The organism is Rhodococcus sp. NPDC056960, assembly GCF_042674125.1.
Classification (GTDB): domain Bacteria; phylum Actinomycetota; class Actinomycetes; order Mycobacteriales; family Mycobacteriaceae; genus Rhodococcus_F.
Map to the genome: position 1 here is coordinate 132,610 of NZ_JBHURF010000012.1, position 13,723 is coordinate 146,332.

The 13,723-nt window shown below is 69.6% G+C and carries 10 protein-coding genes; 7 read left to right on the forward strand and 3 right to left on the reverse strand.

Features of this window, described 5'->3' with window-relative positions; all coding sequences use genetic code 11:
- Positions 1–19: 19 nt before the first annotated feature.
- Positions 20–1,315, reverse strand: coding sequence for an ABC transporter substrate-binding protein (locus ACFTWF_RS20515; RefSeq protein ID WP_378463011.1), 1,296 nt, complete (start codon positions 1,313–1,315; stop codon positions 20–22).
- A gap of 229 nt (positions 1,316–1,544) precedes the next feature.
- Between ACFTWF_RS20515 and ACFTWF_RS20520 the strand changes: the two genes are divergently transcribed.
- The 7 genes from ACFTWF_RS20520 to ACFTWF_RS20550 all read left to right on the forward strand — a co-directional run bounded on the left by ACFTWF_RS20520 (position 1,545) and on the right by ACFTWF_RS20550 (position 10,246).
- Positions 1,545–3,623, forward strand: a complete 2,079-nt coding sequence (locus ACFTWF_RS20520) for a beta-galactosidase (protein WP_378463012.1) — start codon at positions 1,545–1,547, stop codon at positions 3,621–3,623.
- Positions 3,620–4,426, forward strand: a complete 807-nt coding sequence (locus ACFTWF_RS20525; protein WP_378463013.1) for a DeoR/GlpR family DNA-binding transcription regulator — start codon at positions 3,620–3,622, stop codon at positions 4,424–4,426. Before ACFTWF_RS20520 ends, ACFTWF_RS20525 begins: the two co-directional genes overlap by 4 nt.
- Complete coding sequence (galT, locus tag ACFTWF_RS20530) at positions 4,413–5,579, forward strand: galactose-1-phosphate uridylyltransferase (RefSeq protein WP_378463014.1); 1,167 nt, start codon at positions 4,413–4,415, stop codon at positions 5,577–5,579. Before ACFTWF_RS20525 ends, galT begins: the two co-directional genes overlap by 14 nt.
- Positions 5,576–6,766 (forward strand): galactokinase, encoded by a 1,191-nt coding sequence (gene galK / locus ACFTWF_RS20535; RefSeq protein WP_378463015.1) that lies wholly within the window; start codon positions 5,576–5,578, stop codon positions 6,764–6,766. Before galT ends, galK begins: the two co-directional genes overlap by 4 nt.
- 27 nt (positions 6,767–6,793) lie before the next feature.
- Entirely contained in the window at positions 6,794–7,876 is a 1,083-nt protein-coding gene (locus tag ACFTWF_RS20540) for an ABC transporter ATP-binding protein (protein WP_378463016.1), read from the forward strand.
- A gap of 15 nt (positions 7,877–7,891) precedes the next feature.
- A complete protein-coding gene (galE, locus tag ACFTWF_RS20545; protein WP_378463017.1) occupies positions 7,892–8,884 on the forward strand; it encodes a UDP-glucose 4-epimerase GalE in 993 nt (330 codons plus the stop codon).
- Positions 8,885–8,995: 111 nt separating this feature from the next.
- Entirely contained in the window at positions 8,996–10,246 is a 1,251-nt protein-coding gene (locus ACFTWF_RS20550) for a DUF2252 domain-containing protein (protein ID WP_378463113.1), read from the forward strand.
- A 10-nt stretch (positions 10,247–10,256) separates the two neighbouring features.
- Here the strand turns inward: ACFTWF_RS20550 and ACFTWF_RS20555 are convergent, their stop codons facing one another.
- Both ACFTWF_RS20555 and ACFTWF_RS20560 read right to left on the reverse strand, forming a co-directional pair.
- Positions 10,257–11,753, reverse strand: a complete 1,497-nt coding sequence (locus ACFTWF_RS20555; protein WP_378463018.1) for a dynamin family protein — start codon at positions 11,751–11,753, stop codon at positions 10,257–10,259.
- Positions 11,750–13,594, reverse strand: a complete 1,845-nt coding sequence (locus ACFTWF_RS20560) for a dynamin family protein (RefSeq protein WP_378463019.1) — start codon at positions 13,592–13,594, stop codon at positions 11,750–11,752. Before ACFTWF_RS20560 ends, ACFTWF_RS20555 begins: the two co-directional genes overlap by 4 nt.
- Positions 13,595–13,723: the final 129 nt, after the last annotated feature.

Consider the following 13,723-nt stretch of genomic DNA (forward strand, 5'->3'; position numbering starts at 1 on the left):
GTTGTCTTCTCGTGTGCGCTCATTGGCCGAACACCGCCGCCTTCTGTCGCTCGATGCTGCGGACCAGGCCGTCCACGTCGTTCGGATTGCCCAGGAACTGCTGCATCGCCGGAATCATCACGACGGACGCGAAATCGGGCCGGGTGTCCCGGTCGAGGAACTGGGTGATGGATCCCGCGCCCTGCACGAGTGCGGCCGACTTCTGCACGAGAGGAGGAAAACCCGACAGATCCGCGTCGCGGTGAGCCGGGATCGCCTGGGGGTCCTGCTTCGCATAGGCGACCGCGGCGTCGGCGCCCGTGAGGAAGGAGAGGAACTGCTGCGCCCCGGCGAGGTTCCGCGGGTCCTTGCGCATCATGAAGCCGTCCATGGGCGCCTCGACCGCCGAAGTACCGACGGCGGAGTCGATTTCGGGAAAGGGGAAGAAGTCCAGATCGTCCCGGTCCGGGCCTGCGGGGAAGCTCTGCGCGACGAACATGCCGGCCACCAGCATCCCGACCTCCTTGTTGAGGAGGGCCTGCTGCGCCTCGGACATCTTGCGGCCCAGTGGCTGCGGCTGGTGGAACGGGAGAATCTCCCGCCAGGTGTCGAACACCGACCGGACTCGATTGTCGGTCCAGCTCACGTCGCCGGCCAGGAGGGAACGGTGGAAGTCGACTCCGTTGAGGCGCAGATCGAGGTAGTCGAACGTGCCGAACGGCGACCAGCCGTCGCGGACCCCGAATCCGATCGGGGTGAGCCCGTCCGCCTGCATGCGCTTCGACAGGGCCACCCAGTCGTCGAACGTCTTAGGCGGCGCGTAGCCGCGCTCCCGCCAGACGCTGGGACGGTAGAACACGGCCCACGGGTAGTAGAAGAACGGGATCAGGTACTGCCTGCCGTCGGTTCCGGTGGACGCCTCACGGAAGCTGTCGCTGAAGCCGCCTCCGTGTGACTGCCACACCGAGCTGACGTCGTCGACGAGGCCCTTGTCCGCGAAGTACTTCATGCGGTACCCCGACATCCAGGTGAAGACGTCGTCCGGGGTGCCCTGCAGGTAGTTGTTGACGTTCTCCTGGAACGACGTGGAGTCGACGGAGTTGATCCGCACGGTGCCACCGGTCTGCTGCTGGAACATCCCGACGACGTCCTTGACGCCGAGTTTCGCGTTCTTGTCCGACAGCCGCGATCCGAGGGTGATCACATGGGGGTCGACACCGCTCGTGCAGCCGGACAGCAGGCCCGCCGTCGACAGGGCGCCCGCGGCGCCGAGCGCGGCCTTGAGAAAGGTGCGCCGGGAGGGTTGCCACGTGTGCGGCAGCTCGTTTCGGTTCATGGTGCCCTTTTCGATTGAGTACCGGGAGGGCGGAGTCGCTCACCACCTGATCGAAATCGAACAACTTCGATCACATCTCGGTGCTGTCGTCTCACGCCCTGACGTGATGCACGTTACAAAATCACGCCACACCGGGGCTTGTCAACCGGACGGACGTGCCTTCACCTGGGAAAGTACAAAAATGTTCATTCGTGTTGACTTTTGATCGGGGATCGGACAGATTGTGAGCATGCACACAGCGAGCGACTCCGGCGGGCGGCACCTGAGGTGGCCGACCCGGGGCATTTCCTTCGGCGGTGACTACAACCCCGAGCAGTGGCCGGAAGAGGTCTGGCGGCGCGACGTCGAACTCATGCGCGAGGCGGGTGTCGACTTCGCGACGGTCGGCGTGTTCTCCTGGGCCCGGCTGCAGCCCACCCCCGGAACCTGGGACTTCGGCTGGCTCGACCGCGTCCTCGACCTCCTGCACGACGGCGGCGTCCGCGTCGACCTGGCGACGGCCACCGCGTCCCCGCCCCCGTGGCTCACGGCCGCGCATCCCGAGATCCGGCCCGTGGACGAGCGCGGCTACCGGTACGAGATCGGCAGCAGGCAGACGTGGAGCCCGAGTTCCCCGATCTACCGCGAGCACTCCCTCGTCCTCGTCGAGAAGATGGCCACCCGCTACGGCGACCACCCGGCACTCGCGCTCTGGCACGTGTCGAACGAACTCGGCTGCCACAACTCGCGCTGCTACTCCCCCGACAGCGCGCGGGCGTTCCGGCGGTGGCTGCAGCGGCGCTACGGCGACCTCACCGAACTCAACCGGGCGTGGGGCACGACGTTCTGGAGCCAGCACTACGGCGACTGGGACGAGGTGGTGCCACCGTCCGCGAGCACGACGTTCGGCAACCCCACGCATCTGCTGGACTGGCGCCGGTTCTGCTCGGACGCCCTCCTCGACCAGTACCTCGCCGAGCGGGAGGTGTTGCGGCGCATCACCCCCGACGTTCCGGTGACGACGAACTTCATGGTCGGCATGGGCTCGCCGCAGTCGCTCGCCGGCGACATGAACTACGCGCAGTGGGCGCCCGAGCAGGATCTGGTGTCCACCGACCACTACCTGGTGGGGTCCGCGACGGGCGACGGCGCGGCCCACCACCGGCTGTCGTTCTCCGCCGACCTCACCCGCGGCATCGCCGGCTCACGGCCGTGGCTGCTGATGGAACATTCGACCAGCGCCGTCAACTGGCAGCCGGTCAACCGGGCGAAGACTCCCGGAGAGATGCTGCGCAACTCCCTCGCCCACGTCGCCCGCGGAGCGGACGGCATCGCCTTCTTCCAGTTCCGCGCCTCGCAGGCCGGCGCCGAGAAGTTCCACTCCGCCCTGGTTCCGCACGCGGGCACCGACTCCGCCCGATGGCGGGAGGTCGTCCAACTCGGCGCCGTGCTGCGCCGTCTCGAACCGGTGGCCGGCAGTCGTGTCGAGGCGCCGGTGGGTGTGCTGTTCGACTGGGAATCGCAGTGGGCGTGCGAGCAGGACGGCCACCCCTCCCGGCTGATGCAGCCCATGACGATCGCCGAACGCGCCCACCGGGCCTTCTCCGGGGTCACGTGCGACGTGATCCCGCCGGACGCCGACCTCGGCACGTACGCCGTGGTGGTGGTCCCCGCCCTCTACCTGTGCAGCGACGACGCCGCCGCGCGAATCGAGGCCGCGGCCCGCGCGGGTGCCCAGGTGCTCGTCACCGCGTTCTCCGGCATCGCCGACCGCGACGACCACGTCCGACTCGGCGGCTATCCCGGGGCGTTCCGCGACCTGCTCGGCGTCCGCGTCGAGGAGTTCTTCCCGCTCGGCGCCGACGAGACCGCCCCGCTCGACGACGGCACCGCGGCCCGCATCTGGTCCGAGTACCTGACGGTGGCCGACGACGTGGACGTCCTCGCCCGCCACACCGAGGGGCACCTGCAGGGTGTGCCCGCTTTCACCCGGCGCCCCGTCGGCGACGGCGCCGCGTGGTACGTCGCCACCGTCCCCGATGCGCGCGGCTGGACGAGCATCGCCGAGACGATCTGCACCGCAGCCGGTCTCGACCTCCACGCGGGGCAGCACTCCGACGTCGAGATCGTCCGCAGGCGGGGCGAGCACGGGTCGTGGCTGTTCGTCCTCAACCACACGAACGACAAGGTGACCGTCGAGGTGTCCGGCACCGACCTCGTGACCGAACGGGTCGTCGACGGTCCCCTCACGCTGGAACCGGGCAACTGTGCTGTGATTCGCGAACACGGCGCCGGCACCGGCGCCCGGACCCGGAAGGCGGACGCATGATGCTCGCTCGACAGCGCCAGCAGGTGATCCTCGACGAGGTCACCGCCCACGGCGCGGTGAAAGTGGTCGATCTCGGCGCGACGCTCGGGGTCTCCGACATGACCATCCGGCGCGACATCAACGAACTCGTCGAGCAGGGTCTCGTCGAGCGGGTGCACGGCGGGGTCACGCTGCCGCGGTCGGCGAGCGTGCACGAACCGGGGTTCTCGGCGAAGTCCGAACTCGACCGCGAGGCCAAGCGGGCCATCGCCCGCGCCGCCGCCCGGCTGGTGCGTCCGGGCACGTCGGTGGGCATCTCCGGCGGCACGACCACGCACGCACTGGCCCGGGAACTGCTCGACGTCCCCGACATCACCGTCGTCACCAACTCGCTGCCCGTCGCCGACGCGTTCCACGAGGGCGGCCGCGACGATCAGACGGTCCTCCTCACCGGCGGGCAGCGGACCCCGTCGTTCGCCCTGGTCGGGCCGCTCACGGTGGCCGCCCTGCGCGGGATCCACGTGGACATGCTGTTCCTCGGCACGCACGGCATGGGGATCGAGTCGGGACTGACCTGCCCCAATCTCATGGAAGCACAGACCAATCAGGCGCTCGTCGCGTCGTCGCGGCGGGTCGTGGTGCTCGCCGACCACACGAAGTGGGGTGTGACCGCGCTGGCGAACACGATCCCCCTGTCCGACGTCGACATCCTCATCACCGACGCCGGGCTCGAGCGCGCCGCCCAGGAAGCTCTCGCCGATCACGTCGGCGACCTCGTAGTGACACGGGAAAACCGGGAAGGACTCGTCGATGACCGTGCGTGACGATCAGGATGCGCGGGAGGCCGTCCCCCGGCTCCGGATGCGCAAGACCCGAACCACCCTCGCGGACGGCCGCGAACTCCTCTACTTCGACGACTCCGAGCCGTACGTGTCGGGGGACGCGACCCGCGAACTGGTGGATTCCCGTCCGCTGCCGCCTGCGGTGTCGCAGTCGCAGATGCGCTTCGACGTCCTCACCGGGGAGTGGGTGGTCATCGCCGCTCAGCGGATGGACCGCACGTTCCTGCCGCCGCCGGACGCGTCGCCACTCGCCCCGAGCCGTCCGGGCAAGGCGCCCACCGAGATTCCGGCCGACGACTACGACGTGGTGGTGTTCGAGAACCGCTTCCCCTCGCTGGCGACGGCCGCCGCCGAGCAGGATCTCCCCGACTGCGTCGACGGAGAAGCGTTGTGGCCGTTGGCACCGGGCGCGGGCAGGTGCGAGGTGGTGTGCTTCACCAGCGACCCGGACGCCGCGTTCTCCTCCCTGAGTGTCGACCGGGTCCGCACCGTCGTCGACGTCTGGGCCGACCGCACCGCCGAACTGTCGGCACTGCCGGGAATCCGGCAGGTGTTCTGCTTCGAGAACCGGGGCAAGGAAATCGGCGTCACCCTCACCCACCCGCACGGGCAGATCTACGCCTACCCGTACCTGCCGCCGCGCACGGACGCACTGATCCGGCGGTCCCGCGAGCACTTCGAGAGCACCGGCCGACTGCTGCTCGCCGACGTCCTCGACGCCGAACGCCGATCCGGCAGGCGAGTGGTCCTGACGGCCGGGCACTGGACCGCGTACGTTCCCGCGGCCTCGCGCTGGCCGCTGGAGGTGCACCTCGCACCGCACCGCGACGTCCGTGACCTCACCGAACTGGACGAGGACGAACGCGACGAACTCGCCCACGTCTACCTCGAACTGCTGCACCGGGTCGACCGCTTCTTCGACGGCGTCGACGCCGTGCCCTACATCGCCGCCTGGCACCAGGCGCCCGTCGGCGAGGACCGCCCGCTCGGACGCCTGCACCTGCAGCTGTTCTCGATGATGCGGTCCCCCGGCCGGATGAAGTACCTCGCCGGATCCGAATCCGGGATGGGCGCGTGGGTCAACGACACCACCCCCGAGCGCATCGCCGACCGCCTGCGGGAGGTGGCGTCGTGAGTGCGGCGCATTGGGTCGAGCCCGTCGACGTCCGCGTGGTCGCCGGCACCGCGGAGGCGTTGTTCCGCGGCACGTTCGGCGGCGCCGCGGACGGCGTCTGGGCCGCGCCCGGCCGGGTCAACCTCATCGGTGAGCACGTCGACTACGCCGGCGGGCTGGTGCTGCCGTTCGCTCTCCCCTACGTGACCGTGGTGGCCGTGCGGGTGCGCGGCGACGGAATCCTGCACGCCGTGTCCACGCACACCGACGAGTCCTGGCAGGGCCCGCTCGCGGACGTCGCCCCCGGCCACCCGGCCGGCTGGGCCGCCTACGTCGCCGGGGTCGTGTGGGCGCTGCGCCGGTCCGGGCATCTTCCGGCGGAAACGGGTTTCGACGTGGCAGTGCATTCGACGGTCCCGGTCGGATCCGGACTGTCGAGTTCCGCCGCCCTCGAGTGCGCGTTCGCGCTCGCCGTCGCCGACCTCGCCGGACTGCCCACCGACCACGCCGGCCGCCGGCCGCTGATCGCCGCGTCCATCCTCGCGGAGAACGAGATCGCCGGCGCGTCCACCGGCGGCATGGACCAGTCGGTCGCGATGCTCGCCCGCCCCGGCCACGCGGTACTCCTCGACTGCCGGGACGGCGCGACCCGCCAGGTCCCGCTCGACTTCGACTCCGCGGGCGCGCGGCTGGTGGTCATCGACACCAACGCACCGCACCGGCTGGTCGACGGCCAGTACGGCAACCGGCGCGCCGCCGTCGAGAAGGCGTGCGCCGACCTCGGCGTCGCCACCCTGCGCGACGTCCCCGACCCCGATGCCGCCGTCGCGGCGCTCGGTTCCCCCGCCGCGGCCCGGGCCCGGCACGTGCTCACCGAGATCCGTCGTGTCACCGAGGTCGCCGGCCTCCTCGACCGCGGCCGGATCGCCGACATCGGCGACGCCCTGAACCGTTCGCACGCGTCGTTGCGCGACGACTACGAGGTCAGTTCCGTCGAACTCGACTCCGCCGTCGACGCGGCGCTGGCGGCAGGCGCCTGGGGTGCGCGGATGACCGGGGGCGGTTTCGGCGGCTCCGCGATCGCCCTCGTGCCCGCCGACCGGGTCGACGCCGTCGCCGAGAACGTCGTCCGCCGGGCCGAATCCGCCACCCTCCCCACACCACAGTTCCTGTCCGCCGAGCCGTCGGGCTCGGCACACCGACTCTGAGATCCCTTCCACGACCAGGAGAACACCATGGCACGAGTCACGTACGACGCAGCCACCAAGATGTACCCCGGTTCCGATGTGCCGGCCGTCGATTCACTGAACCTCGACATCGAGGACGGCGAATTCCTCGTCCTCGTCGGCCCGTCCGGGTGCGGCAAGTCGACGTCGCTGCGGATGCTGGCCGGTCTCGAGGACGTCGACTACGGCGCCATCCGCATCGGCGAGAAGGACGTCACCGCACTCGCGCCGAAAGAGCGCGACATCGCGATGGTGTTCCAGAACTACGCCCTGTACCCGCACATGACGGTCGCGAAGAACATGGGCTTCGCGCTCGAGATCGCCGGCATGGACAAGGGCGAGATCCGCCGCCGGGTCGAGGAGGCCGCGAAGATCCTCGATCTCGGCGACTACCTGAACCGCAAGCCCAAGGCCCTGTCCGGTGGGCAGCGCCAGCGGGTCGCGATGGGGCGGGCCATCGTCCGCAACCCGCAGGTGTTCCTCATGGACGAACCGCTGAGCAACCTCGACGCGAAACTCCGCGTGCAGACCCGCACCCAGATCTCGCTGTTGCAGCGCCGGCTGGGCACCACCACCGTGTACGTCACCCACGACCAGGTCGAGGCCATGACCATGGGTGACCGCGTGGCCGTCATGAAGGCGGGCATCCTGCAGCAGTGCGCGAGCCCGAAGACGCTGTACGACAAGCCGGTCAACAGTTTCGTTGCCGGGTTCATCGGATCACCGGCCATGAACCTCTTCGAGGTCGATGTGGTGAACGGCGCCGCCCGGATCGGTTCGCTGTCGGCGCCGATCGAGCGGTCGGCACTGAATGCCGTCGACACCGCCCAGGTGGTCGTCGGAATCCGCCCCGAGGCCTGGACCGTGTCCGACCAGGGCACCACGGTGAAAGTCGACGTGGTGGAGGAGCTCGGCGCGGACGCCTACATCTACGGGCGCATCGTCCGCGACGGTGAACTCGGCGGCCACGACATCGTCGCGCGCGTGAGCGACTCCCCCTCCCCGGCCAAGGGCGACGTCATCCGGCTGGCTCCGGACCCCGCCCGCCTGCACTACTTCTCCCCGACCACCGGTGCCCGGCTCGGCGACTGACCGGGGAGGGGAACAGTGAAACTTCTCGTCACCGGCGGCGCCGGTTACGTGGGCAGCGTCTGCGCCCAGCGGCTGCTCGAGTGCGGTCACACGGTCGTGATCGTCGACGACCTGTCGACGGGCAACGCCGACGCGGTGCCGGCGGAAGCGGTATTCGTGGAAGACGACATCGCGGGCTCAGCGGAGCGGGTTCTCGGCGCCGGGGACTTCGACGGCGTGCTGCATTTCGCCGCCCGCTCCCTCGTGGGCGAGTCGGTGGTCACGCCGGAAACGTATTGGAACGCGAACGTCGTCGAGACCCTCGCCCTGCTGGAGGCGATGCGCGCGTCCGGCACCGGCCGGCTGGTGTTCTCCTCCACCGCGGCGACGTACGGTTCTCCCGAGTCCGTGCCGATCACCGAGGATGCTCCCACCCGGCCGACCAACCCGTACGGCGCCACCAAACTGGCGGTCGACCACGCGATCACGTCGTATGCGGCGGCGCACGGTCTGGCGGCGTGCAGCCTGCGCTATTTCAACGTGGCGGGCGCATACGCCGGGCTCGGCGAGAATCGCGTCGTCGAAACGCACCTGATCCCGCTGGTGCTGCAGGTCGCTGCCGGGCAACGGGACGAGATCTCGGTGTTCGGCACCGACTGGCCCACCCCGGACGGCACCGCCGTCCGCGACTACATCGACATCCGCGACCTGGCCGAGGCGCACGTCCTCGCGCTCGAGTCGGCCCGGCCGGGCACCCATCGCATCTACAACCTCGGTACCGGCACCGGGTTCAGCGTGCGGGAGGTGATCGCGTCCTGCGAACGCGTGACGGGCCGGACCATCGCCACCCGGGACGCCCCGCGCCGCGCCGGCGATCCCGCGGTCCTCGTCGCGTCGAGCGCACGGGTACAGGCCGAACTGGGCTGGCACCCGCGGCACACCGATCTCGACGAGACCGTCGCCGCCGCCTGGGCGTATCAGCAGTCGCTGGGCGGGCGACAGCGCTACCGTGATTCGGTGCGGTCCTGACGAGGCGTGCGGCGGCGGGTCTGCCGCGGGAAGGAGGCGGGTGTGGACGACACCGATGCTGCGCGGAAGAGGCGGATCGTGGAGGTTCTCGTCGAGACCTTCGCCGACCTGATGGAGGCGGACCCGAGCGCGTTTCGCACGAAATTCCGGAAGATGGCCGCCGATCCGTTCGCCTTCTACCGCGGCAGCGCCTGCCTGTTCTACGACGATCTGCGGGACTTCGACGATCCGTGGGCGGACGAGCGCACCGGCCGGGTGTGGATTCACGGCGATCTGCACCTGGAGAATTTCGGCACGTACATGAACTCGGAGGGCACCCTCGTCTTCGACGTCAACGATTTCGACGAGGCGTACGTCGGGCACTTCAGCTGGGATCTTCGTCGCTTCGTCGCGAGTCTCGCCCTGATGGGCTGGCAGAAGGCCCTCCCCGAGAAGGATGTCCGGGCGCTGGCCGACACGTACCTGCGGAGCTACGTCGACCACGTCCTCCACTACGCGCGGCAGGACGGGGACGAGGACTTCGCGCTGGGCCTGGACAATTCCCGCGGCGCGATTCACGACCTGCTGCTGAGCGCGCGCCTCGCGACCCGGGTGGAGTTGCTCGAATCCGTCACGGTGCTCGAGGACTACGATCGGCACTTCCGGCGCGGCAGCGGCGTCCGCGAACTGGACGACGCGGAACGCGCCACCGTGAGCGAGGCGGTCGAGACGTACGTCGAGCGCATTCCGCGCAGCAAACGTTCCGCGCGGCCGGTGTTCTACCGGATCAAGGACGTGGTGGGGCGGACGGGATTCGGGATCGGCAGTGCCGGCCTGCCCGCGTACAACGTGCTCATCGAAGGGGCGACGCAGGCCCTCGAGAACGACATCGTGCTCTCCCTCAAACAGGGCAACGTCGCCGCACCGAGTCGCATCGTCGACGAACCCACCGTCCGCGATTACTTCGAGCACGAAGGTCATCGCACCGCGGTGAGTCAGCGGGCCCTGCAGGTTCACACGGACCCGCTGCTCGGCTACACGGAGATCGACGGCACCGGTTTCGTCGTCGCCGAACTCTCCCCGTACGAACTGGACCTGGACTGGTCCGATCTCACCGAGCCGGAGGACATCACGCCGGTGCTCGAGGACCTCGGCCGGGCGACGGCGAAGGCGCACTGCGTCTCCGACGAGGACAGCGATCAGACGCTGGTCACGTTTCAGACCGAGGACGCCGTCCGCAGTGTCCTCGACGGCAGGCTGGACGAATTCGTCGACGAGATAGTCGAATTCGGCATCAAATATGCCGAGGTGAGCCGCAGGGACCACCAGCTGTTCGTGAACGCGTTCCGGGAGGGTGAGATCACCGGAGTGTCCGCGACCTGACACCGCGCTGCTACAGGCGGACCGTGTTCAGCTCCTCCAGCACACCCTCCGCGCTGCGGGCGGCGACGGTGCAGGCCCGGGCCGTGAACTGGTCGAGCAGCGGGTGCCGGGCCCGTTCGCGCCACTTCCGGACCGCGGCGAGGGCCCGCATCCGCTGCAACTCGACGGAGTCGTCGCCGTCGGTGCCGAGTCGTTCGCAGATCTGGATCCCGAAGCCGCCGATCAGGCGCTGCAACTCGGCCACGTCGTCGGCGGGCAGTCCCACCTCGGTGGACCGCAGCCGCCCGAGCAGCCGCAGCTCCTGGAACCCGTGCACGTCGGAGAGCAGCCGCTCGGCCGACAGCAGGATCTCGCTCGCGCCCGGCACGGGATGCGCCGTGAGCACCCGCTTGAGTGCCACGAGGGCCGAGTGCGTCTTCAACTGATCGGCCCGCTGACCGAACTGGATGTCGATCACCTGGCGCAATTCGTCGAGACCGCTGCGTTCCACCAGCTCGGCCGCCAACGTCGGCGAGTCCTTGGTGCCCAACCGGATCAGCGTGACGGCCATCCGAATCCCGAAGAGCCCGAAGCGGTCTGCGAGCTGGGCCCGCATCCGTGCGTCCACCGGCAGCGGGCTGTCCTCCCGCGCGAAGCGGTCTGCCGACAGCATCGCCAGGTTCAGATCGTCCACCGGGACCTCGGCCAGATGCTGGAACGCGGTGAACTCGGCCTGCCGCATCGTGCGGGCACCGAGCGCCAGCAGCCCCGCGACGGGGACGACGGCCTGGCACAGCCCGGTCCGTTCGAGTTCGCCCGCGAACCGGGACGCCACCTCCTTCGCGGACATCATCGCGTCCAGGCGGCCCGCCCCCACCTCGTCGGCCCGCGACACCACACCCACCACACCGAGCGGCCCCGACTCGTCGCCGACATGGTCGCCGATCTGGCCGAGGAACTGGACGTCGGTCGCGTTGAGTGTGCGCAGCAGGTAGACCACCGCGTCGGCGCCGGACGCCTCGTTGTCGGGGGTGAGCATCTCGAGCGTGCGGGCCGAGACGTCCCGCGACAGCGAGGACGTGCCGGGGGTGTCGATGATCGTCGTGTGCGCGAGCGCGGACGACGGCCACTCCACGTCCAGGCGGTCCACCTGATCGGCGGTGAGGTGACCCAGGTCGAACGTGAGATGCCCGTCCCGGCGCAGCACCGGGACGTTCGCGGAACGCTGAGCGCCGGTGCCCGGGTCCGGCTGGTACCAGGCCGTCACGGTGGGCGTCGAGCCACTGCGGTACCAGGTGACGACCCGGGTGCACTCCGTCGCGTCGGTGGGCGCGATATCCTGCCCCACCAGGGAATTGAGCAGGGTCGACTTGCCCGCCTTCAGCGAACCGGCCAGGGCCACCCGCAACGGCTGTTCCAGTCGACGCGCACATTCGGTCAGCTGATCCCGGATCTCGGGACTGCCCGCGTACAACCGGCGGGCGGACGCGATCAGCGCGCGGGCGTCGTGCAGCGGAGCGGCGCTCATGCCGTGACCGCTCCCGCGTCACCTTCGACGAGTTGCGCCGCTTGCTGTTTCAGTGCGGACGCGACGTGCAGATCCTTCTCGAGCTGCGCGATCCGCCGGGTCCGCTCGGTGGACTCGAGGTTCGCCGCCTCCTGCGCCGCGCGCAGCGACTCGTTGATCGAGCGCAGCGCCTGCTCCGCGATCGCCGTGAAATGGTCGCGCAGGAGTCGCTGGATCGAGCGGAGCCGATCCTTCGACTCCTTGCCCACCTGGAAGCTGGCGTCGTCGGCGAAACGCCGGATCGCGGTCTTCGCCTCCGCCCGCCGCTTCAGGATCCGGCTCTCCCGGTCCTCCCGGTACGCCTTGGTGCCGAGGAGGACTCCGGCGCCGATCGAGATCGGATTGACCAGGGCCATGCCCATCATGGTGGTGATCAGGCCGAACATGAGCACGCCACCGTACGACCCCCGCATACCGACGAGGACCTTCTGGGTGATGCCGATGCGGCCCGCCTCGAGGTCGGCGAGCGACGCCACCGGTTCGAGCACCCCGTCCACGTCCGCGACATCGAGGTGCGGCAGTTCCACGGCGCCCGTCTCGGCGAAATGCTGCGCGACGACCTCCGCCAGCCAGAGGGCGCGGTCGTGCGCCCAGACGAAGTTGTCGCCGATCGCAGTGGCGAACTCCTGCTCGAGCCACTGCCCCAGCGCATCCCAGTCCTTGCCGGGGTCGCCCTCGTCGACGGTTTCCTCCGCCTCCCGGGTGACGCGGCGCAACCGGTCCCGCAGGTCGTGGTCGATGTCGGCGGCGAGGTCGGCGATGCCGTCGCCGAGCGTCTGCTGCCACAGCGACGTCTTCTTGTGAAGTTCCTCGGCGGCGGCCTTCGCCTTCTGCAGTTCGGCCACCGCGGCGGCGCCCTTCGCCGGATCACGCAGGGCGGCAAGCTCACTGCCTATTCCCAGGGTGAGGTGCTCGGCCGCCGACGACACGTCCAGCGACACGGCCCGGCGGGTGTTCGCCTCGGCCCGGGCCACCACCCGGTCGCGCAGAAACGCGTACAGCTCGACGAAACCGGATTCGGTGTTGAGTTCCTCGTCCTGCAGTCGCAGCGCGTGTGAGCGCAGCACCGACGAGATCGGGATCAGAGGAACGTCGAGACCGGCCCGCGAGAGGTGCGCGCGGTCGGCCCCGACGATGTCGCGCCAGTGCGGGTACAGATCGGTCTTGCTGATCAGGCACGCCACCGACGGGCACAGGCTCGTGACCTGACGGATGAACCCGAGCTCCGGTTCGGTGAATTCCTGGCTGGCGTCGGACAGGACGAACACGGCGTCGGACGCCGGGATCAGCCCGAGTGTGCTCGCGGCGTGCGGGTTGCCGGCACCGCCGACGCCGGGCGTGTCGACGAGGACCAGCCCGTCGGCGAGAAGCGGGCTCGGGACGCTGACCTCGACCCGCAGCACCTCCCGGCCCCCGGCGCGCGGCGAGGCCGGGGTGATGCCGTTCAGCTCGTCGAGAGGCAGGGGCACACGGATCGCGTCGGCGCCTGGATCGGCGAGGACGAGTTCCGCCGACGCGGTCTCGGCGTTCTGGACGACGGTGGGAATCGCGGTGGTCTCGTCGTCACCCACCGAACACACGGTGAGATTGAGGAGGGAATTCACGAACTGGCTCTTGCCCTGCTTGAGCGGCCCGACCACCACGATCCGCATCCGCGGGTCCTGGACCCGGGTCCGGGCCGAATCGAGCCGCTTCACCAGGTCACCGCGACCGAACCGCTCGGCCACGCCCAGCGCCTGCGTGAGCAGCGCCGTCATCGACTGCGACCCGGCTGGACTCTTCTGGGCGGCTGCACTGTCCATGAGTTTCGTTGACCCGCAATTCTTCCGACCTCGTGCGGACACCGCGTTCCAGTGCACCGACACCCGACTGTGAAACAGCCCCGTACGCATAACGCGTCCGGGGCTGACTTCGTTACATCGTACGGCGGT

Bases quoted from the DNA above. Each gene is read 5' to 3' on its own strand.
- ACFTWF_RS20515 (WP_378463011.1), bottom strand. From the start codon at position 1,315: ATGAACCGAAACGAGCTGCCGCACACGTGGCAACCCTCCCGGCGCACC.
- ACFTWF_RS20540 (WP_378463016.1), top strand. From the start codon at position 6,794: ATGGCACGAGTCACGTACGACGCAGCCACCAAGATGTACCCCGGTTCC.
- galT (WP_378463014.1), top strand. From the start codon at position 4,413: ATGACCGTGCGTGACGATCAGGATGCGCGGGAGGCCGTCCCCCGGCTC.
- ACFTWF_RS20560 (WP_378463019.1), bottom strand. From the start codon at position 13,594: ATGGACAGTGCAGCCGCCCAGAAGAGTCCAGCCGGGTCGCAGTCGATG.
- ACFTWF_RS20555 (WP_378463018.1), bottom strand. From the start codon at position 11,753: ATGAGCGCCGCTCCGCTGCACGACGCCCGCGCGCTGATCGCGTCCGCC.
- ACFTWF_RS20520 (WP_378463012.1), top strand. From the start codon at position 1,545: ATGCACACAGCGAGCGACTCCGGCGGGCGGCACCTGAGGTGGCCGACC.
- ACFTWF_RS20550 (WP_378463113.1), top strand. From the start codon at position 8,996: ATGGAGGCGGACCCGAGCGCGTTTCGCACGAAATTCCGGAAGATGGCC.
- ACFTWF_RS20525 (WP_378463013.1), top strand. From the start codon at position 3,620: ATGATGCTCGCTCGACAGCGCCAGCAGGTGATCCTCGACGAGGTCACC.